The 23605-nt window shown below is 32.9% G+C and carries 17 protein-coding genes and 1 pseudogene; all 18 read right to left on the reverse strand.

Translation table 11 applies throughout. The annotated features are described in order from the left end of the window. Window positions 1–15: 15 nt before the first annotated feature. On the reverse strand, window positions 16–1362 hold the full coding sequence (locus ABWH96_RS17280) for a S8/S53 family peptidase (protein WP_375578758.1): 1347 nt from the start codon (window positions 1360–1362) through the stop codon (window positions 16–18). Next, complete coding sequence (locus ABWH96_RS17285) at window positions 1355–1777, reverse strand: hypothetical protein (protein ID WP_375578759.1); 423 nt, start codon at window positions 1775–1777, stop codon at window positions 1355–1357. Before ABWH96_RS17285 ends, ABWH96_RS17280 begins: the two co-directional genes overlap by 8 nt. Before the next feature lie 25 nt (window positions 1778–1802). Beyond that, entirely contained in the window at window positions 1803–2666 is an 864-nt protein-coding gene (locus tag ABWH96_RS17290; protein WP_375578760.1) for a DUF4249 family protein, read from the reverse strand. A 42-nt stretch (window positions 2667–2708) separates the two neighbouring features. Further along, window positions 2709–3659 (reverse strand): hypothetical protein, encoded by a 951-nt coding sequence (locus ABWH96_RS17295; protein ID WP_375578761.1) that lies wholly within the window; start codon window positions 3657–3659, stop codon window positions 2709–2711. A gap of 598 nt (window positions 3660–4257) precedes the next feature. Continuing rightward, window positions 4258–4398: pseudogene (locus ABWH96_RS17300) on the reverse strand (DNA polymerase III subunit beta); the annotation flags it as partial. A gap of 7 nt (window positions 4399–4405) precedes the next feature. Then, on the reverse strand, window positions 4406–6778 hold the full coding sequence (locus tag ABWH96_RS17305) for a carboxypeptidase-like regulatory domain-containing protein (protein ID WP_375578762.1): 2373 nt from the start codon (window positions 6776–6778) through the stop codon (window positions 4406–4408). A 7-nt stretch (window positions 6779–6785) separates the two neighbouring features. After that, entirely contained in the window at window positions 6786–7691 is a 906-nt protein-coding gene (locus tag ABWH96_RS17310) for a DUF4249 family protein (protein ID WP_375578763.1), read from the reverse strand. 4 nt (window positions 7692–7695) lie between these two features. Continuing rightward, entirely contained in the window at window positions 7696–8595 is a 900-nt protein-coding gene (locus ABWH96_RS17315; RefSeq protein ID WP_375578764.1) for a hypothetical protein, read from the reverse strand. Window positions 8596–9381: 786 nt separating this feature from the next. Continuing rightward, a complete protein-coding gene (gene dnaN / locus ABWH96_RS17320; RefSeq protein ID WP_375578765.1) occupies window positions 9382–10506 on the reverse strand; it encodes a DNA polymerase III subunit beta in 1125 nt (374 codons plus the stop codon). A gap of 566 nt (window positions 10507–11072) precedes the next feature. Then, the gene (locus ABWH96_RS17325; RefSeq protein WP_375578766.1) at window positions 11073–11624 is read right to left on the reverse strand and encodes a transposase; all 552 of its coding nucleotides are present in this window, start codon (window positions 11622–11624) and stop codon (window positions 11073–11075) included. 560 nt (window positions 11625–12184) lie between these two features. Continuing rightward, complete coding sequence (locus ABWH96_RS17330) at window positions 12185–13114, reverse strand: hypothetical protein (RefSeq protein WP_375578767.1); 930 nt, start codon at window positions 13112–13114, stop codon at window positions 12185–12187. Continuing rightward, entirely contained in the window at window positions 13107–14798 is a 1692-nt protein-coding gene (gene gldG, locus ABWH96_RS17335) for a gliding motility-associated ABC transporter substrate-binding protein GldG (RefSeq protein ID WP_375578768.1), read from the reverse strand. Before gldG ends, ABWH96_RS17330 begins: the two co-directional genes overlap by 8 nt. Further along, window positions 14786–15520 carry a gliding motility-associated ABC transporter permease subunit GldF gene (gene gldF, locus ABWH96_RS17340; RefSeq protein WP_375578769.1) on the reverse strand — a complete coding sequence of 245 codons (735 nt, stop codon included), beginning with the start codon at window positions 15518–15520 and terminating at the stop codon, window positions 14786–14788. The genes gldG and gldF overlap by 13 nt, the downstream gene beginning before the upstream one ends. Window positions 15521–15524: 4 nt before the next feature. Next, complete coding sequence (gldA, locus tag ABWH96_RS17345; RefSeq protein ID WP_375578770.1) at window positions 15525–16433, reverse strand: gliding motility-associated ABC transporter ATP-binding subunit GldA; 909 nt, start codon at window positions 16431–16433, stop codon at window positions 15525–15527. 292 nt (window positions 16434–16725) lie between these two features. Beyond that, window positions 16726–17856 carry a site-2 protease family protein gene (locus tag ABWH96_RS17350; protein ID WP_375578771.1) on the reverse strand — a complete coding sequence of 377 codons (1131 nt, stop codon included), beginning with the start codon at window positions 17854–17856 and terminating at the stop codon, window positions 16726–16728. Continuing rightward, the gene (locus tag ABWH96_RS17355) at window positions 17853–18485 is read right to left on the reverse strand and encodes an HAD family hydrolase (RefSeq protein WP_375578772.1); all 633 of its coding nucleotides are present in this window, start codon (window positions 18483–18485) and stop codon (window positions 17853–17855) included. The genes ABWH96_RS17350 and ABWH96_RS17355 overlap by 4 nt, the downstream gene beginning before the upstream one ends. 78 nt (window positions 18486–18563) lie before the next feature. Next, window positions 18564–19859, reverse strand: coding sequence for an N-acetylmuramoyl-L-alanine amidase (locus ABWH96_RS17360; RefSeq protein WP_375578773.1), 1296 nt, complete (start codon window positions 19857–19859; stop codon window positions 18564–18566). Between the two features lie 120 nt (window positions 19860–19979). Then, complete coding sequence (locus ABWH96_RS17365) at window positions 19980–23552, reverse strand: T9SS type A sorting domain-containing protein (RefSeq protein WP_375578774.1); 3573 nt, start codon at window positions 23550–23552, stop codon at window positions 19980–19982. Window positions 23553–23605 lie beyond the last annotated feature (53 nt).

Raw genomic sequence — 23605 nt, forward strand, 5'->3', positions numbered from 1 at the left:
TTGAATGAATAAACTTTATTTCACAACAAGCTTTAACATTTTTCTTTTTTCTGTGTTTTCAAGTGTTAAAAAATAAATCCCAGTATTTAAAGAGTTTATTTCTAGTTCAATATTTTGAACCCCCTTTTTCACATTTACATTCATTTCAATTACAAATTGTCCATTAAAGTTAAGAATTTGAACTTTCATCAACTTTGAAATATTACTTTCAAGAGTAAGTCGTATTTTATCTGAGGCGGGATTAGGATAAAGTGATAATAGATTAGAACTTTTAAAAATATCATTATACAAGTGAGGTTTATTATAATAATCACATATCAACTTTACAGCATTAAAGGTATTTAATAAACCGCCTGAGACTGTTTTTTCTTCGAGACTTTTATGTTTATATACACTTTCTATCAATGCTTTTTTAACAAATAAGGCAGTCTCTTTTGGTTTTTCAGTAAGATCAAGTTGAAATTCTTTTATAGGTAGTGAATAGATTAAACCAATAGATGCAGATACGTAAGGAGCAGCAGCAGAAGTACCCCCAAAATAACCATAAATACCAGTATTTAACATGGTATATGAGTTTTGTCCTGTAGCTGATATATCTACATTTTCAAGGCCATAAGCTGCATCAAATACTTTTGTTCCATCTTCAAAAGAATTTGTAACTGTAATCAAAAAATCACTTTCACAAGTTGAAGGCATATCACCAACAAAATCAATATTTTCATGATTATTAGAAACTGAAGAAACCACAAGTACCCCTTCATTTCCCAAACTATCATAAATAGCACACCATTCAGGATAATCCTCCGCAAATAAATACTCCTTACCCCATGAACAATTAATCGCTATAATATTAGCTCCTTTAGCTCCATTTGATTGATTATATAATTTCTTTAACTGATAAATATAAATCAATGATTGTTGGATGCTTTCAATACTAGCCCCTTTCACTACATTCAGAAGTTTAACTGGATTGCTGTCGTAGGAATCAATTTTAAGCAATGAATTAATAATTGAATTAACAGGAGTTCCGTGCCAATCTCCTACGTCATTTCTTGAAACATCATTATTTCCCTCAGCAAAGTTCCAGCCCCAAATATCATCGATATATCCATTATGATCATCATCCTTTCCATTTGATGTTTCATTTTCATTAGCCCAAAAACTATCATGAAAATTACTCAAATCTGCTTTCACCCCGCCATCGATAACTGCAATCACTTTTTCATTTTCATTTATATAATTACTATGGAAATTAAGTACTTTATGAACATTAGCAATTTCAGACCTCAAGCTTATATCTTGAGCGGTAATTGGAAGTATAAAAACACCATACACTAGTCCTAGATAAAATAGCTTAATCATTTAGCAAATAATATAAAGATCTGCTTTCTGCTGCTATTCGGACATAAACTCTAAAAACATCAAACTCATTGTATATTGAATCTGGAAAGTAACTCCGTACTTCAACTATTTCTACAGACTGAGTACCATAAGAATGACTTAACAAATCGAAATCTTCCGTATCCTTTAAATTGAATGGCTTAGTAGTATTAAATTGACCAAAATACTCAACTTGATTTCCACTTTCACGACTTGATTCAATTATCAGCTCACTATATCCATTTAGGGAAACAAAAACAGTATCAGCATTAATAATTTCATTATTAATCTTAAATTTTATTTCTGTTGGCTTAGGGTCAGTTTCTTTACTACAGTTACATAAAATAACAAGAGCGAAAAGCATTAATAAAGGAAACGATATACTTTTAATTTTCATTTACACATATAATTAAAATACACTTCTAGTTAGCTAAAATCTTGAGATCGCCAAATTTCATTCTAATAACTTCAACATCCGAGGCATAAAAAAAACCTCGCCCTCCTTCAGATACATTCGTAAAAGTATTTCCTTTAATGGAGGAAAAAATACCTGAAGACCAATCTGTTTCATTAAAAAGCGAAATTAAATAATTGTGGTAATCAGGTGAGATCGATAATTTTAAATATTCAATTGTATCGCTAGCATTACCAGCATTTCCAAAACTTGAAAAGCCTGATGGAAAAATACCTTGTGGCAGTGAAATTGAATGGGAAAATATTTTTTGCTCTTCATTAATAATATTTCGTGGACTCAACTGCTTAAAATAACCAGTAGTGATTTTACGCTGATTGCTTATCCATATATTAGAATGGTCAAAACCAAAATTATGCTGTTTAGAAACTGTATAAATGCGTTGGTTTTCATCAACATCAATTTCATTAATAGGTATTTGATCATTTTCAATATTACTAATCATACTATCACTAGCAGTATAAGTGAAACCATTGTGTATTATGGTTAAGACATATCTTTTACCAATTTCACCTTTTATGCGATCGATCGTTTCATATTCACCAGGCTCAGATGACTCAGCATACCTAAATACATTTTCACCATCAGATAATTCCAAAACAGCATTACTAATAGGTTGAAAACCAATATCATCTAAATTAGAGGGTTCAGATAACCTGACAAATTGCTTACCATATACACTTAAGATACCTCCCTCAACAACCACTTGATTAGGTATATCAGATGTATTTCCAGTAATTTGAGTGAAATCAATTTCAGATTCAATACAGGATGAAATTGAAAAAACAGCAGATAAAAATATTAATGATTTCATAAGTAGTAAAAAGGGGCTCAATTTTATCATGATCATTATATCTTATTTCTGCACTAATTCATTCAATGTAGTCCTATATCGTCTGGCATTTAATGCAAAAAAATAACCTGTAGCACCTTTACTAAGGTTAGATTTAGTATTTCCTGCAACAGTAGAAAAAATACTTGTCCTCCAATTGGTCTCATTAAAAACAGATATTAAATATTCTCTATACTCATCAGACACAAAAGACTGAACTATTTCAACAGAGTCGGTAGGAACACCTGATATTCCCGAGCTTCTAAACCGTCCGGGAAACACGCCTTGCGGCAATGTACTTTTATGTGAATAGACTTTAAATGGACTTATTCTTAAAAGATCATGTAGGCTTATTAGTGGTATTTCAGATGAATTGGATTCTACCCATTGCCAAATATTAAAATGATTAAACCCAAAATTATGTTCATAGATTGACAGCTCAACATACTTATTTCCTTGAGCAACCCTACCATCATCATCATCATAAAGTTCACTTCGAATAAAAGGCATATCAATTTGATTCTCTTTAAAATCAGGGAACTGTTCTTTGGCCGTATAATTTACATCATTCAAATCTATTTTTAATGTATACTCAATAGCTGGGATTCCTTTTACTTTCGATTTAGATTCATAGGATTGTAATGAATCATTGTAGTTAAACTCTATTGCCTTATCCTTAAATAGTAAGCTCACCTGAGCAGAACTAATAGGTTCAAATTCAAAGGTTTCTTTAATACCTATCATAGGTTTTAAAATTTTCACCCTACAAAAGTCACTCTCATTTGATATAAAACCATCTACAAAAATCTCAACTTGATCTTCACCTGAATAATTTAAACTATCAAACCCTACTTCTTCCTCTATACATGAAAAACATGATAAAATGAAGAATGACAAATATGCATTACTGAAAAATTTAAATGGAAAAGCCCTAAACAACTTTAATACTACTGGATATTTCAAATACTTATTCATCAAAAAAACTACTGAACAGTTGATATATAGTTAAATTTAATGTCTAAAAACATCTTGAAAAAGACAATTTTATCATGAGGGTAATCAAACTTGTAAAGTTTTAATGCCATGGTTCATTTTTTAGGTTTGGCACAGAGTTTCAATATTAGTGATTCAAACTCGGCTGAAATATCGATACAATTGTAATTTATTTGTTGCAAAAAACAAAATAAAATTACATGCAAATTTCAATAAATTATGAGTTACAATTAGCATTCTGTGAAATAGCCAATTCTCCTTCTTAAAAAGTCAAAATACAAAATGACTTTATAAATATTTAAGATAGATACAGCTAGAAATAATTATAATTTCAGGAAAAAGAAAAATATTCAGAATTTATTAGCGATTTTTTGAGAGAATTGAAGAAAATCATAAATGTCCTTCTTTTTGTATCACCTTTAATTCGAACCTATACCAGTAAGAAATAATCAATAATTCTGGGATGGACAATAAAATAAAGTATTTAGAATCAAAGCTTTTACGCTTCACAAAATAACTAATAAAAAAACCCTTTATAATTTTAAAAACAAAGGGCTTTTAATTGAATTTTGTTTAAATCTTAAACGTAATTATTTAACATTACAGGCATTACCAATAGCAAGATGTCTTCATTCTCATCCATGTCAGATGGGAATAATAAACCGGCTTTGTTTGGTGCTGACATGTCGATGCTTACTTCTTTGCTATTTAGTTTATTAACATCTCGATTAAAAACTAAAAGTGTAACTAAAAGAAGGAAGAAAAGGGAATAGACTTTGTTGCTTCAAAGATAATTGGCCCTCAATATCATTTCTTTCTAAAAAATAAAAATACGGATTTTTACGATTATAGATATTAAAGATGCTGATATTCCATATCCTTTCACCTTTTCGCTTTTGTTTAATGAAATTTATACCAATATCTAGTCGATGGTAATCTCCCATCCTAAAATTATTGACATCCTCGTAGATTAAAATATTATTCATAAAATTAGGATTGTTATCATGAGGAACCTGATACTTTCCCACGGGTAAAGTAATCGGAGCACCAGATGTATAATTCCAAGTTGCTGAGAAATTTACGCCTTCTTTTACCTTAAATACTACTACTAAATCGATAGCATGCCTTCTGTCAAACTGGAACGGAAATTCTTCCCCTCCATTAATCTCATTAAACTGACGCACGGATTTAGACAGGGTATAAGTAGTCCAGGCTTGATATTTTGGCTTATTTACTTCAAACACCAACTCTGAACCGTAAGCTCTTCCTCTACCCACATTAATGTTTTCTTCTATGAAATTTGGTTGAGTTTCAAACAACAAGCCTATCTCCTGCCGTGGCATTACCAAGTTTGAATATTTCTTATAGTATAACATACCTGATATTTTAAATTCCTGAGATCGGAAATTTTTAACATAACCTACATTTAATTGTTGAGACTGCGAGGGTCTGATATTTTCGCTTGACGGCAGCCAAATATTAATTGGTGCAGTCAAACCAGTGCTGCTCAATAAATGAATATTTTGATGCATTAGGGCATAGGCAAAACTGAAAACATTTCCCTCATTAGCTTTAAATATCATATTAAATCTAGGTTCGGGTAATAGGTAAGCCTTATTTTCAACAGCAAGAATTCCTAATCTTAGTCCTGGGCTGATAGTAATCTTTTTATAAAGGCCCCAGTCAACGTGCGCATAAAAATTACTTTCATATGCACGAATAGAGCTTCTCAGATAGTTAGAATCTATTACTACATTACTATTCTCAGACTTAAACTCACTTAATTGATTCGGGAGATAAAAGTGATAGGTTTGTTGTAAACCAAAGTTTAAGGACAAATTTGTTTTTAGAAAATATTCGTAATCTAATTTTAACAATATATCATTGATGCGTGAAGTCGAGATGCTTTCATTTAAAATTTTTGGATTATTGTCGACATACTTAATTCCATTCGTAAACCTATAATTTAAAAAAGCCAGTGTAAAATTACTAAACAATTTAGGTGAATAAATATGGTTCCATCTCATCGAAACAAATTTATTCCCCCATTTTTGATAATTATTTGAGATATTATTTTCCGATTCGTTTTTGATTATATTGCCATCATCTCCAGCGTAAATACTTAAATAAAATTTATTGTTTTCATTCCAATCGTGGTTGATCTTTGCGTTTAGATCATAGAAACTGTAACCAAACGAAGTACCGTCAAAAAGCAATTTACTTAAAGGGCGCATTATCAAATCATACATAAATCTACGACCAGATATAAAAAATGATGTTTTCTCATTTTTAATTGGCCCTTGATAACTGACGCTAGACGAAATCAATCCAATTTTCGCCTTTCCTTTTTGGGTTTGTCTATCTCCCTCCAAGGTATTTACGTCTAAGACTGAAGAAAGCCTGTTACCATACTTAGCAGGAAATCCACCTTTGAACAAATCAAAATTATTAATTGCATCCGAATTGAATATTGAAACAAAACCTCCTAAATGATTGACATAATAAAGTGGAACATTATCTAGCATTATGAGATTTTCAAAATTACTACCACCTCTGACAGAAAAATCACTACTACCCTCACTGGTAGCTGTTACTCCTGGTAGAAACTGAATAGATCTAAGCACATCGGGTTCACCTCCCAACGCTGGTAACTGATTTATAGTCCTGCTTTCCAAACTCATTAAATTTACACCATAAAGATTGTGAGCATTAAAATCATTTTTACTGTATACTACTACTTCATTTAGAAAACCTTTTGGTTTAAGATGAAAATTGACTCTCCTTGAACCCTTTGGACTAGATATTAATGTATCCAGATATTTGTAGGCTGAGTGATTTATTTGAAGTAGCACACTATCTGAATTATTAATTTCAAGAGTATAAAAACCATACTGATTGGAAGCCGAAAAATTACCAGACTCTTTATCATATACAGTTGCTCCAATTATCAATTCTCCTGTCGATCTATCTTTAATAAAGCCACTGATTGTATTAATTTGTGCAGTCAGTTCTAAAGGGATTAAAACTATACATATCCAAAGAGCTAAAAAAACTAAATATTTTTTAGCATTATACCTCTGTAGAATTACTTTACAATTCATGAGCTTACTATTGTATTTTATTAACTGTATCCGAAACTATATTGGCGGCTCCGAGAACTCCATAGCCATTTAAAATATTGGAGTATACATCATTTATTTGATCAAACCCATTAACAATATCTGGTGACTGCGTATCAAGATGTTTGAATAAGGATTTCTTATAGAGATATAAATCTTCGGTTATAGATTTACATTCAACGATTAGTTTGTAATCATAATCCACCGGACCATTTTCAAAAAAGCTAACTCTGTAATAATAAATACTGATAGTTTGGCGGGTTCCATTAAACAGCCGATTTGAAAAAACGATACTATATGGAGCAAACCTTTCTATATCTTCAGCTATTATAATTGGGTCTGAATTAAAACCATAAAATATACTACCCGGATAGGGTTCCCCATTAGGATAGTACAGATCATAAAAAGCTGAAAGTTCAACTTCGTAGAATCTGGGATTATTTGAAGAGTCGTTAATTACAAATTCCACTCTGCTTACTGGTCCGAATTCACTGATGAAAACAGAATCAGTAAATTTAATATCTTCTATAACAGGTGCTTCAGGTATCAAAGTAAAAGCTTCTACTTCCTGATTATCAAAACTTATTTTGAAATGATATGAAGAATTACTATTAGCTATGATATTTGTATTGAAATATGTATCAGCCAAAATACTGGACTGAAAAATCAATTCATTATTTTCGAATAATTCTATATCAAGGTCTTCTGTCCCAATTTTTTCAGAAAGTAAATCAGACGATAAGCCAGCATAACCTTTAATTGTATCATTATCCGATAAAACAGAATAAAGTACAATCTTACTAGAATGCTTGGGTAGTTGTACATCCACATCAGAAACACAAGAAAAAAGCAAGCCCGGTAAAAGGCTTACTAATAAAAGTAAATTTATTTTCATTTAATTAGCACGAGTCTGAAGGTCTACAAGAAATTGTTGCAAAAGCACCTGCACTAGTCAACAATTGCCCATCTGATGCAGAAACATAAACTCTAAAATTATAAGCTTTCAATCTTCTAGTACTAGCGTAAGGTTTAATTTTATAGCTCTGATTATAGCCACCAGCTGAAGAGGAAACAGAATTCCCATAACAGCTTCTTTTATTTCTAAAGAAGATTGGGAAACCTTGAGTTTCTATATTCATATTTACAGCACCACCTCTACTATTCTTTCTTATTTTTCCTGTTACTGAATAATATATGCCTAACTTCAAATATCTTAGTCTATATTCAACAATACCTTGAGAAGAGCTCATTAATTCGATCCAATCGGAATTTTTAGAACTACAATAAGATAATCTTTGAGTATCATTTTCATCATATGACTCATCAAATTCGATACTTAATACCTCCTCTTCAAATGAATAAATTCTTGTAGGTTTTCTTAATTCCAGTTCTTCCTCATTCTGATAAACAAGAACAGTTTCATCATCAAAATTTAATTGAAATAATTTATTTTGAATTTGAATAACTCCATTTTCGTTAAGCAATGAATAAATTATCTCATCTTCATCATCTTCTTCAATAAACCTTCTGTTATAATTTCGTTCTGAAAAAGAAATGAAACTGTTATATAAATTATAATCTGAAATTTCCTTCAGTTTATCTTCAGACTCGGTACTTATTAAGTTGTGGAAGTCTTCAAGATGATCAAATTCATATCTGTTATTAATTATCTTATAAATACTGTCATCCTTCTTTTTCAACTCTTCATTTACATCTTCTGTACATGCTACTAGAAAAACAACAGCAAATGTTAATAATACTTGAGAAATTTTTATACGATTAAAAAAATTAGTCGTCATAATTGTTATTTTTATATTTACATTTTATTTATATAGCCTCGTACTTATGTCTTAATTTTGCGATTCAGCATATTGTACGGGGCTTATTTTATGAAATTTGTTTTAGATGATTTCGTTTTCACCTTGCAATTGGTTTATCCTTGATAAAAAATCACATCTTCAATTATTACTTATCTCCTTCATCTGCTTTCTGTGAAAAAGATGAACAATAAAATAATGAAAGATAATATATACTATATCAATAATTAAAAACAGTATAAAATAATAAGAATGATAAATTCTATAAGGTTTTAATGCCATAGCTCATTTTTTAGGTTTGGCACAGAGTTTCAATATTAGTGATTCAAACTCGGCTGAAATATCGATACAATTGTAATTTATTTGTTGCGAAAAACAAAATAAAATTACATGCAAATTTCAATAAATTATGAGTTACAATTAGGATTCTGTGAAATAGCCAATTCTCCTTCTTAAAAAGTCAAAATACAAAATGACTTTATAAATATTTAAGATAGATACAGCTAGGAATAATTATAATTTCAGGAAAAAAAATATTCAGAATTTATTAGTGATTTTTTTGAGAGAATTCATGAAAATCATAAATATCCTTCTTTTTTTATCACCTTTAATTCGAACCTATACCAGTAAGAAATAATCAATACTTCTGGGATGGACAATAAAATAAAGTATTTAGAATCTAAGCTTTAATGCTTCACAAAATAACTAATAAAAAAAACCTTTATTTTTAAAATTATAAAGGTTTTTTTTTTAAATAGGAATATTTTATTAAACGTAATTATTCAACATCACCGGCATTACCAACAGTAAGATATCTTCGTTTTCGTCCATATCGGATGGGAATAATAAACCGGCTTTGTTCGGTGCTGACATGTCAATGCTTACTTCTTTGCTGTCTAGGTTATTTAACATTTCAATTAAAAACTTAGCATTGAAGCCAATTTCAATATCATCTCCTTGGTGCTCACATGCCATGATTTCATTGGCTTCGTTGGAGAAATCTAAATCTTCAGCAAAGATTTGTAATTCACTACCATTGATTTTCAAACGCACCTGATGAGTCGTTTTATTAGCATAAATGCTAATCCTTTTCAAAGAAGCCATAAACTCTTGACGGTTGATGGTCAATTTGATGTTATTTTCAGCAGGGATTACATTTTCATAATCTGGGAAACGCTCATCAACTAATCGGCATATCAACTTAATATTATTGAACTTGAAATAAGCATTGGACATATTAAATTCCACTGCTACGTTCACATTCTCTGCCGGCAAACTATTTTTCAATAAGGATAAAGCTTTTCTAGGAATGATGATGCCTGTTCCTGAATCTGAAGCCACATCTACCCTTCTGTAACGAATCAAACGGTTACCATCAGTTGCTACGAAAGTGGTATTGGTTTCATCAAATTTCACATAAACACCACCCATAGCCGGACGTAATTCGTCATTGCTGGTAGCATAAATGGTATGATTAACAGCAGTTGCTAAAACATCTGCTGAAATATCTACTGTATCAGGATTTTCAACTTCCTGTACTTTAGGGAAATCGGTTGCATTCTCCCCTGCTAATTTATAACGACCATTATCAGAGCTAATTTCTATGCTGTATGTTTCCTCATCAATGGAGAAAGTCACCGGTTGCTCTGGTAGGTTTTTCAAAGTATCCATTAAAATCCTAGCTGGAACGGCTATGCTTCCATTTTCAGATGATTCCACATCAATCTCGGTAATCATGGAAGTTTGCAAATCCGAAGCCGTGATAGTCAAAAGACCATCTTGAATCTCAAATAAGAAATTCTCTAAAATAGGCACCATGGGATTGGTTGAAATCACCCCATTGATGGATGAAATTTGCTTTAATAATGCAGATGAGGATACTAAAAATTTCATAGTTTTTTATTTAGGGCTCGCTTTTAAAATTGATCAAAAGCTTAGCTATAAACTTCTTGATTTTGTATTACCAACAAAGTTAAAAATTAATTTGCAAATCTATACTTTATAGTGCATTAAGCAATAAAAAATTCTTAAATGGGAGGCAAAAGTTGAAAAATGGGTTTTTAAAGGGTGATGTATGTTGGAAGTGGGAAGTTTGAAGTCGGGAATTTCCTTTCACGGATTATAAAAAGGGGAATACGGTAAAATATGGTGGAAATAAGTTGAATTTAGGTTGGCATGTTATCAGGTTTTCTGGTTTGCAAGTTATGAATTAACGTATGTGATGATCCAGACACTGGTCTTAGCGTCTCGCTAAGATTCATGAAACTATTCCCATTTTACATTGGAAAATAATTTGACATTGCATTAAAATGAAATCCTTAAATCAATATAATATGCTGGTGCTGGTCTTAGCATCTCGCTAAGACTCTCACCCCAAAACTGGCTATGTCCCACAACCCATTCCCTGGGTACTGGCCGAACCAATCAACTTAGCAAGACGCTAAGACAAGGGAAGTAAATTAATCTAGATAAAAAATCTCAAGCAATCCTTTTCTTCCTTCATAATCTCGGGCACTACTATATAACCAATCCGAAGGAGTTTCAACAAATCCAGCCTTGACGGGATTATTATGAATATAATCAAGCCTTTGTTCAATTAACTCATTAGAAGTAAGCTCAATAGGATGATTGTGCTGTTGCCAAAATTGAAAATCTTTATTGTTAGACTTCTTTTTCCCTGCTCTTTGCATCATCCATATCATCCAATCCTTTCTACTTTCAAGAGGATTATTTTCCATATATTTTCTTATATGTCGGGAAGTATAACTTTTCATATCTCTAATAATATCTTCCAAATTGGATTTACCCTCACTACCAATTATCATGTGAGCATGATTTGTCATTATACACCAAGCTCCGACATTTAACCCTTTTTCATCTTGACAATGCCTGATAGATTCCAATAAAATATTACGGTACTCAATTCTTGTAAATACATCAAGCCAGTAAACGACCGTAAAAGTTACAAAGTAAAAGCTTTCTTGATTGCGTATAGCATATTTTCTTCCCATGAAAACTAAATTAATAAAAACATCAATTTTGAAAAAATTCATTACTAATTAATATGTTAATACTTTTTTGAGTCTATGCCTGGTCTTAGCGTCTCGCTAAGATTTATGAAACAATTTCCATTTTGCATTGGGAGATAATTTAACATTGCATTTATATGAAATGCTTAAATTACTTTAATGTGCCCTGAGGGTCTAAGCGAGACGCTAAGACTAGGGGTGCAATAAAATTGAAATATGATTGGGATAAAATAAAATTAATTTGATATGATATTTGGTTGTCAGGTTTAAAGACGTGATTGACGCAGAAAGGTAGATACTGGTCTTAGCGTCTCGCTAAGACTTATTGAAAAATTCTCATTTTGACATAAAATCACTATGATTTTAAGAGCTATTAAATGGGTAGTTTATATCAATCCTATGTACCTTGAATGTCTTAGCGAGACGCTAAGACTAGGGAAGTATACTCAATCTTTAACTCTTTATCTTGCATATCTCTTCATAATTCTGCTCAACAATTATTATAATTGCACATATCTCACAATCTAAATTACTTACTAATTCTACAACTTCTCCAACTCTATCCAAATCTTCTCCATCCGTTCATTCCGGATTGCTGCCCATTCCTTGCCATTGATATGGACTAGGTACGCATTAAATTCAGGATTTTTAAAGAGTTCTAATCTTAAGCTTTTGTCTTTATCCAAGCCTTCAATTTCAATGGTACCGGCTTTATCGAAACTTTCTTTTTTCTTTAAGGCTATATGATCTTCAGGTAGGAATTGATCTACAAAGAAATAATTAAAACGCTCTACGAAATTCATCACTTCTGCAGTGTCCGCTTGCTGGTTTTGGATGCGCAATAATCGATCTTCGTATTTGAATTCTACTGCTTGCTTACTGGGTCTATTGATTTTCAAACTGACCATATCCTGCCATATTCCTTCAAAAACTACACGGTCACGCCAGTCATTTTCCGGGACTTCAAAAATCCCTGCTACATAGCTTTGATAACCTGGTAATTGCACCGAATAAACATCCTCTCCTTTCACAAAATAAGACTTCATTGCTTGAAAATCTCCGCCTACAGTGTAAGAATTTACTAAGCCCTCATTTCCATAAATATTAACATTTACGCCTGAATCCAATACATTTTGCTTAATCTTAGCTGAATTCTCCCCTACTATCGGCCTTTGAATGCTGATTTGCTCCAACAATTTGAAAAACACTTGTTGCATGGAAGCATCCAGAAGATATTCCTTATTTACAGACCACGAATTTCCTGTTTTCTCTAAAGTATTACTGAAATCCTGTCCATTTAATTCGATGCGGGAAATTGTTTGATTGGCATTCTCAACAGCAAATAAATCCTTTTCAAAAGAAGTGGATTTTCTTTCATAAGGATTATAGCTGTAGGCTAAAATAGTCAATAGCACTAAAACGATCCAAACGGATAATAAGACGATATTTTTTTTAGATTGAGACTTAGCCATTGAATTTTGAATATTTTCTCTTCCTCCAATAATATCTTAAAATGCCAAAAAGTATAATCAAAACAATTGGCAAAGCTACGTTTACAAATTGTAACCATACTTTATCTTCCGATACTTTCACTTTATCTAAAGGACGGATTTTCAAATCCTTATTCCTCGAAATGATCAAGCCATCTTCATCTAATAAATAATTCAACATATTGAGAATCAATTGGTCGTTGGCAAAATTTGATGGATGCTTTGCATAAGGATCTACTCCCAAAGGAAAAGGCTTATCATTTTTTCTATCGATTTCACTCAATAATAAATCGCCATCCGAAGCGACTATTATTGAGTTGTCAACGCTTTTATTCTTTGTGTCAGAATTCTCTTTTCCTTCGGGTGGTAAACGGTTTTGATAAGCTGAAGTGAATTCACCTTCTAGTAAATAAGCTACTGGTACATTTTTCAAATTGAAATTTTCAGGCTTTATATCTTCTTTTAAATTCTCGAAACTAATGTGAATAGGTCCTTTTAATTGTCGAGTATAATCAGAAGTGAAAATTAATGGTGTTTTTTTAATTCCATTTGCTGTTACCGTATCAATTGAACTCACGAATTTCCCGTAAACGGCATTCATGTTCCGAACTATCGGATGATTAGCATATTTATTCAAAATGATATAATATGGCCAAGGCAATAATTGTATTTGCGGATCCTTACCCATATTCCCAGTTACTATAGGGAAATTTCCGCTATTAACATCCTGCAATACATCTTTATTTACTCGGACTCCATATTTGAATAATAAATCATCAAGCCCGGTTTCAATAGGTAAAGCCATAGCGCCATAATCCTTAATGGAATCCACATCCATCATCAAACCATCCAAGAAAAACAAGCTTTTTCCTCCATTCATGATAAATTGGTCAATATCATAAAGCTCGGAATTATTAAAATCCTCTGTCGGTCTTAAAAATATGGTGGCATCAAAATTGGATAGCCTTTCCGTATTTTGAACAGGAATTAAATCGTATTTAGAGCTGATGGCATCATTCAATCCCTTCAAGACTTTCCCGGAAGGAGCTCCTTTTCCTTGAAATAAAGCCACACTTTTTCTGTCTGGGCTTGCAAGGCTTTTGATAGTACTCGCTAATTCATATTCCAAATTCTCAATAGATTGAGTAATGGCTTGGCTAGCCCCTGCTGCATTATTACCATTCAATAGAATAACGGGCAAACTTCTTCCTCCATAAGAAATTTCGGCTCCTGGGAAGATCAATTTTTGGGATTTCCTTCCCTCTGCATTATCAAAAACAGTAGTAGGTTGAATCCCTTTATCCACTAAATATCTGTAAAATTCATTTCGTGCATTGGCGGAACTCGCTTCATCAGGATTGATGAAACTGTATTGCAGATTTCCATAAGCATAGGTTTTAAATTGCTCTAAAGTCTGCTTTATCGCAGTCTGCAAACGGCTGAATTCCGAATTGATATCACCTGCCAAATAAACCTCCACATATACTGGCTCTTCCAAATTTTGAAGCATAGAGATAGTTGCATCATTCATGGAATAGCGCTTTTCTTCTGTCAAATCCCAACGGAAAATCTGATGACGCATGGCAAGATTTACAAATATCACCAAGGTGAGCAAGATCAAAAATTTCAGCGTATATTCAGTTGTCTTTCTATTTAAGAATTCCATTTCCTTAGTTTTAAAACCCAAAAAGTAGCTCCTAAAAACAATGCTGTTATAGAAAGAAAATACAGGACATCTCGAAAATCAATTACTCCTTTTCCTAAGGAATCATAATGAGCCAACATTCCAATTTTCTCAACTTGAAAACCAGCATTTGCTAAAAGTGATAGATCAGCTACAGACGAGAATCCCATGAAAAAGATAAAGCTGATAAAAACCGCAATAATAAATGCCACAATCTGATTTTCAGATAAGGAAGAAGCAAATATTCCAATGCCAGTATAAGCGGAAACCAAAAACAGTAAGCCTACATAAGCGCCCATAATCCCTGCTGAATCAATATTTCCAACCGGATTACTGATATAGGACAAAGAAAAATAATAAACCAAAGTGGGAACCAATGAAATCACCACTAGCACTAATCCCGCTAAATACTTGCCTAATAATAGTTTGAGCTCTGTAATGGGTTTAGTCATCAGCAATTCAAAAGTGCCGCTTTTCGATTCTTCAGCCAAGGCTTTCATGGTGATGGCTGGAATTAAAAACATCAATACATAAGGTGCCAAATTGAAGAAAATGCCCATATCGGCATAACCATATTCAAAGATAGCGGTATCAGGGAATACCCACACCAACAACCCCATGCTGACCAAAAAAACACCCATGACCAAATAGGCAATGAGTGAATTTAAAAAGCTGTTAATTTCTTTAGTAAAAATACTCCACATAGGCTCAGTTATTTTGGGTGAGTTTGTGAAACACTTCTTCCATATTGCCTTTTTCTAATGAAATTCCGACTAAATCGACATCATTTTGGGTGACCCAATTCAAAATTTCTTTTCGGATATCTTTAGTAGTCTCCAACAAATATTCTGTTTCCGTTACCATTTTTACTGTATTGACCTCCTGATGAGTAGTCCAGAATGACAAATCAGCTTGCTTTTCCAATTCTATTTTAATGGTAAACTTCTCTTTTTCCTCTGTTAATTCATTCACGGCCTGATCTGCAACCAATTTTCCTTCTTTAATAATGATGGCTCGATTACAAAGTGCTTGTACCTCCTGCATAATATGCGTGCTAAGCAAAACTGTTTTATCCTTGCTGATCGACAATATCAAATTTCTTATTTCAATAATTTGATTGGGATCCAAACCTGTAGTGGGCTCATCTAAAATCAAAACAGAAGGATCATGCACCAAAGCTTGGGCTAATCCTACTCTTTGTCGATAACCTTTGGATAAAGCCCCAATTTGTTTGTTTTGCTCTTTTTGTAGTCCACATAATTCCACCAAATCAGCCACTCTGTTTTTCAATCCTTTGCCAGACATCCCATAGATTCCTCCACAAAAGCGCAGAAATTCATGCACGTACATATCCAGATACAAGGGATTATGTTCAGGTAAATAGCCAATATGTTTTTTGATTTCTAAGGGTTGTTGGGCTACATCAATTCCATCTACTTCCACAATTCCGGCATTACAAGGCAAAGTACCTGTGATCATTTTCATGGTAGTAGATTTCCCGGCTCCATTTGGCCCCAAAAAGCCTACAATATTCCCCTTCTTTATTTCAAAGGAAACATCATTGACAGCAGTTTGCTCTCCGTACTTTTTTATAAGACCCTTAACGAGGATGGACATTCAGAATTTTATGGTTTGTTGTTGTAATCGATGAACGCAAAAATAGTGTTTTAATTATGAAAAATTCAACTTTCCAGCGGAGTCTTAACTTCTATAAGCATCAAAGATGCTATTTAAAAATCTCGCAAAGACGCTGAGGCACAAAGTTTACGCAACGTTTATAAGAAAATTTTATAACCTAATTTAAATTAATGGTGTGCAAGTTGATTCTTCAATTATTACATATTTTTCTTTGCGAGGTCTTTGCGGCTTTGCGACTTTGCGTGAAATACCTTTTCAGCTTAGCCGAATACTACTCCAAAACCAAAGGCTCAAAACTAAAACAGATAATGAAAATGATGAGGCAAATCCATCCTAATACTTTTCTTCCAGTACTTAGTGGTCTGTCATCGGGAGCAACTGGATGCTTTACCCCAATCAATCTTCCTAACAGGAATACAAAAAGTAAATAACCGGAAAACCCTGTAACCGATGGAAATATATAAGTAGTTAAATATTGTGCTACAAACATTCCCACTGCAATCATTAAAGTAGTGGATTGTTGAAAGCCTAAGCCTTTGAATGAAAAATACAAAAAGCCTACATACATAGCACTATACAAAGCAAAATCACCCAAATCAATTCCTGCAGTAATTAATCCTAAGCCCGCTACAAAGGTGAAAATCATATAGAGCGTAAAGGCTATAATTTGATGATTCTTAGCACCAAATAGACCGTAAATCACATGACCTCCATCCAGCTGACCAATAGGAATTAAATTCAAAGCCGTAAAGAACAAAGCTAAAAAGCCTGCAAATAAATAAGGATAATGAATTATTTCCCTGTGATTAGGCAGTCGCTCAGGATCAGCAACATTTTCCTCAAACCAGCTGAATAGTAAGTTATTCCCCAAGCTGATCCCCATCATCTCCTCTCCATTATCATAGACATGATCAGCATAATCCAAGCCATACTGTTCGTATTCAGGGTGAATTTCGAAAATATATTCAGGTTCAGGCAAATTGGTGAATCCGTAGAATAATACTCCAAGTGCTACGACAAAGCCAGCAATTGGGCCAGCTATGCCAATATCGAAAAATTGTTTTCTTGATTTAATTGGACCAACTATTCTGATTAAAGCGCCCATTGTCCCGAATGAAACTGCACTCATAAATCCTAGCCAAAGTGGAAGATAATTAGGCAATGTAACTTCCACTTTATGGTATTTGGCTGTAAAAAAATGACCAAATTCATGTACGGTAAGAATGAAGAGAAAAGGAATCGAATAATGTAATCCCGCAAGAAAATCAGCCCAAGAGTAATCAGGAGAATTAAAAATAAAACGATTTGTTATCCATTCCGACCCAGCCAATGTGGTGGTAATAAATGTTAATACAAAGAGTAAAATCTTCTTTGCATAATATCGGAAATTCTTTTCTATCATATTGTAGATAATTTATGCTTCAATAAATTCATTAAACCATCATTTCTTGGGATGTGAAGTGTATGGATTCCTAATTTAGAGGCTGAATCTAAATTAGCTTGACCATCATCCATAAACAGTGCTTCTGTTGCTTCTGTTTGAGAAAGATTTAATACATTTTGATAAATCTCTTGATCAGGTTTTCTTTGATTTAAATCATGTGAAAAATATACTTCATGAAACAAATCATTTAAATGCTGATATGAAAATGAATTTGATAATATTTTATGAAATGCACTCTCATGAATGGCATTGGTATTGCTCAAGACTATGCATTTATAATTTTGCTTTAAGCTTTTAATTGATTCAATTCTATCATTCGGGATTTCGCCTAACATAGCATTCCAAGCTTGATCAATTTCATCATCTGAAGCTTTTAAATTAAAATTATCTCTTAAGCTTTGACGAAATTCATCATCGGATATCAACCCTTTTTCATATTGCTTAAAAACATCAGCCGATAAATATGCTTTTTCCACTTCCTTTTCAGACAATCCCGATAGTTGAGCAAAAGCCGAGATGGTTTTCTCAACATATAAATTAATGATTACACCTCCTAAATCGAATATGATGGTTTTAATTTTTTGCAATAGCCTAATGATTTATGAGTTGCAAATATGGCTGAAAAGGTGTTGCTAAGCAAAACTTAAATTCTAGATGTATTGATTTTATAAAATTAAAAATCGCTGTGATTTTTCTTCACCGTTTTTGAAGGAAGTCTGCAAAAAGTAAATCCCTGGCTTTAAAGTATTGGGTAGTGTAACTTCTATTTTATTCTCTCTGAAGAAAAGATTTTGCCACAAAATCTTCTTGCCTTCCTGGCTGATTATTCGAATATACTGTAATTCATCTTGACGATCTTGGGTTAAATTCAAACTAAATGAAAAATCATCTTTAATAGGGTTAGGATAAATTTTTTGACTAAGAATAGAATCAATTTCTATATCTATAATCGGATCTTCATCTTCATCTTCATCTTCTTCACCTTTGCAAACAGACAACTGTTCATCTACATTGACTCTAATATCCTGTAATCGCTTAAATACGTTCTCCCCTGGGCATAAGGTATTACAACCATCTTGATGTCCGGCTATAACGCCCAAATTTGAATTTAAAGGATGAGAACTACTTTCTAATGGATTTAATTCGTCCTTAAAAGATTTCCAACTTAAGACTTCCTCTAAACTTTCTAACATAGTCGAAGTGGGCTCAACAGTTTCATAATTTCCTAAGAGACACACCCCCATAGTATTAGAATTAGATCCACAAAAATGAGCGCCAATAACTTCATCTTGAGCTCCTGTATCAGGATCTCTACCGGCATAAATCACTCCATCAGGAGCTACTAGATAATTATACCCTATATCCGACCAACCATTTTCTTCAGTATGAAAAATGTATATATCTCGAACTGCCTGCGTGAAATCAGAAATATTATTGGAGCCTGCTGAATGATGGACTATCATATTTTCAGTGTTTGTAAAACTCCTATTGTAAGAAGGATCTGGTAGTCCGGCCCTCCATTCCGATTGTTGAATCACATTATTTAATTCACAATCATTATTCTGACTAGATTCTGATTTTCTTTGAGTGAAATTTGAATACTCTCCGCTTCCATTTACCAATATAACCTCTAAGTCATCAATATCTTCTTGGACGAATAATTCTATAGCATCTTGAGGCCTGTCAAAATGAATAAGAGTAGAGTAGAAGTAATCAGAAACTCCTTCGGTATGCGTGTCATTATTGAAATAAAGAGTATCCGAATTATAAATAAAGCCAATAGTTGAAAAATCATTAATTTGTTGGGATTTTAGGGCTATAGCAGTAAACTCAAATGATGTTTCCTGAATTATTCTTTGGTTAGCAATCAAATTAAGTGAAAAAGAGGTGTGTATATTCTCAGTTTGAGCTTTTAGCTGAATGCTTATTATAAAAATGAATACAGTAAATATTAATCGCATAATTTTTTTTCTAATGAACTAATACTATAACTGAATTAACTATTAAAATATTGAATAAGCATAAAAATAAAATAGGCTGAACCATAAAGGACAACCTATTTTATGTAATCAGTTAAAACCCTATTCCTTAATCAATTTATTAGTGCTTCTTACACCATCCTTCCATTCAATTTGCATAAAATACATTCCATCAGGATAATCACTAAGGTCTATTTCAACTTCTTGAGACTGATTTGCAAAACCAGATAATTCACGAATTAACCTTCCTTCTGGACTCAATACTTTAATACTTGAAATCATTTCTGATGCTGAAATTCTAAAACTTCCACTTGAAGGATTTGGATAGACCTTAACATTACTTAAAAGCTCTGATTTATTCGCTGTATAATTAACTTTATTAACCGTAATTTTACCATTATCAGAGAGTGCTGAAACTTCCAATGATTCTTGATCTTCTCCGGTTAATTCAAAAATTATATCTGATTCCTCATCCATTGGAACACCAGGGACATCAAACTTCACCGAATAACGACCAGCTGGTAAGTTAGGAAAGGAAAACTTCCCGTTTTCATCTGTTTCCATATAAGCAACTAATTCTCCGTTTCGAAGATTTGTTATCAAATTAACATTCCTGCTTGATCCAGTTAATCTCCTTACACTTACTCCTGCTTTTTTAACTCTTCTTCTGGGCAAAACCCTACTATTCTCTTCAAATTCTTCCTCTAGGTATCCACTAAAGTTTGAGGTTCCATTAAGCGCTTGAGGTTCACCTGTCATAATAACTAGCAAGTCTTGTAAATTACTTCTCAAGGAAATAACCTCTGCAATTTCCCAATCAATGGTATTTGAAAAATAAGTATTGAGCAATTCAGGATATTCATTCTCATTATTATCAACATACAATACATAGTCTCCCATTGCCAGGTTTTGTATTTCAAAGGTTCCATCGGTCTCTACAGTTTTAAAAAACACGCTATTGTCCAATAAAACACTGTCAAAAGCTTGCCCTTCAGAATATTCAAACAGGTAAATTTGACCCGATTCAGTTGGAGAATCATTTACATCGGTAATTGACCCACTAATACTTGCAGTTGCAATAATCCCGACTGGATTTGATTCTAATGTGAATTCGGGATCAACAGCATTAATAAGCTCATTTCGTACTACAAGTTTGTACTCGCCCATTTGTTCGAATGTTAGGGAATCATCAGAAATTGAACTACTGTTGGTTGTAATTAATTCTTCATTATTTCTATACCACTGATAGATATTATTAGATCCGTCAACTGTATACTCAATAGAAAACCTTGACCCTTGTGGTATCCTTTGATCTGCTAATTCTCCGAAATTCGCCTGATGTTTAAAAATGAATTTATCGACTACAAGATTAGCTTCCAAGGCACCATAACCCAAAGCATTCCCACTAACATCAAATAATGATAAGTATGGAAGTGTACTTAGGTCAGGAATATCCTCTATTGCATTGTTTGATAAATCGATAGTCCTCAAGCCCAACATTTCATCCATAACCTGGGGAACTGATCCTGTCAAATTATTATCAGACAAATTAATTTCCACTACACTATTGCCTTCAACAATTATATCTTGCTCATTTTCAGACCAATCTGTTGGATTATCAGAAGATGTATCCCATTTGATTGTACTCCAATCTTCGCCATTGGTAAATTCATACAATTGACGCAAGGCTTTCGCATCTCTCTCTAGACTGGATACTTTTACTTTTGCTACTGTTGATGAGATCATTAAATCAACCAACAGATTGTTTCGTACTTCAACGTGATAGGAGCCTTCGTCAGCTCTTTGCAAATTATCAAATACTAAAACAGAATCTGTTTGCCCTGATATTGGAACAGAATCCTTATACCATTGAAAAGTATTAGAAGAGGCTGTAGCAGAACTTTCCATTGTAACATCGGCACCTAATAAATCAAAATATTCTTCTTGAATACTATACTTGACATCTTGATTATCATAAACAAAAGTTGGAATGACATTAAATGGCAGTAATTCTTCGAAACTCAATTGATTCCCGCTGACGTTTAATTCATTAATATCTTCATTTAGCGATTCTAATGCGCTGATATCGGTCAAATTATTGGAAGAAAAATTAATCAAATTAACAAAATTCAATCCACTTAATTCGCTCGGAACAACTCCTTTTAATTCATTTGCCGAAAGGTCAATTGCCTTGAGTGAATCCTTTACCATCGTCAGTCCTTTCCAAGTATTTAATTTACCTGTAGTCCAATTTTGAGCATAAACCCAATCTTCACCATTTGTGTTTTTATAAAGTGCCAGCATTGCTAAGGAATCTTGCTCTAGATAATCAGAGACTGGTAATTTAATACTATTTAGAGTACTAAAATTACTTGTATCACCATCACTTGAAATTGCACGAACAAAATAGTAGTACAATTCTGAATAATCGGGCACTTGATACGTCAAGTTTTCATTTGAAACTACTATTAATGAATCATTTTCTTCCAGAGAGCTTGTGTCACTATTTAGACCAACATATATTTGATATTGAGTTGCTGATGAAACCACATCCCAAGACAAGTCAAAACTTATTGAAGTTACATTTGAAGTAGTAATTGCTGCTGGCGGAGAAATGACTCCTTCATCTCCATCCGAGCCGTTATCTTCACCACCATCTTCATCTCCACCATCCTGGTCATCGTTCTCTTCATCGGAATAATAAATAGCTAATTGTTCATCCACATTTACCCGTATCTGTGGCAACAAATTGTAAATATTTTCACCAGGGCATAATGTCCCGCAGCCATCTCGATGACCAGCAATCACATCCAAATCTGGGTTAAGTGGATGAAAGTCATTTCCTAACACATTTAAACTATCTTTAAATGCTTTACAAGTAATGACACTTTCTAAGCTTTCCAACATACTTGTAGAAGGTTCTACAGTTTCATAGTTACCTAGAAGACAAACACCCATGGTATTAGAATTTGAACTACAAAAATGGGCGCCCATAACCTCATCCTGATTACCATCTTCTGGGTCTCTCCCAGCGTAAACTACTCCGTTAGGAGCAACTAAATAGTTATACCCTATGTCAGACCAGCCATTTTCTTGTGTATGAAATATATAAATATCACGAACTGCCTGAGTAAAATCAGTAATATTATTCGAGCCAGCGGAATGATGAATAATGATGTTTTCAGTTGTCGTATAAATCCTTTCATATGAAGGTTCAGGAAGTCCTGTCCTCCATTCTGATTGTTGAATAATCTCAGGTAATACACATTCATTTTTAGCAGAAGACACTAATCTACCTTCAGAAAAATTTGAGTATTCTCCGCTTCCGTTTATCAATATAACCTCTAGGTCATTAATATTTTCTGGAATGTTTAGTTCAACTGACTTCAAAGTCTGATTAAAATGAATTAAACTAGAGTAGAAATACTCAGAATTTTCGTTGGAATGTAAGTCATTGTTAAAATTTACAGTGTCTTCCTTATATATAAATCCAATTTTAGAAAAATCATCAATCTCTTTTGATTTGAGAGCAATAGCCGTAAAACTAAATTGAGTCGATTGCATTAACCTTTGACTATTACCTAAAGAAAGTGGAAAAGAGGTGTGTATATTCTCAGTTTGAGCTTTTAGTTGAATGCTTATTATAAAAATGAATACAGTAAATATTAATCGCATATTTTTTTCTAATGAACTAATACTGTAAATTAATTAACTATTAAAACATTAAA

The sequence above is a fragment of the Marivirga tractuosa genome, from assembly GCF_042140215.1.
Lineage (GTDB): Bacteria > Bacteroidota > Bacteroidia > Cytophagales > Cyclobacteriaceae > Marivirga > Marivirga tractuosa_A.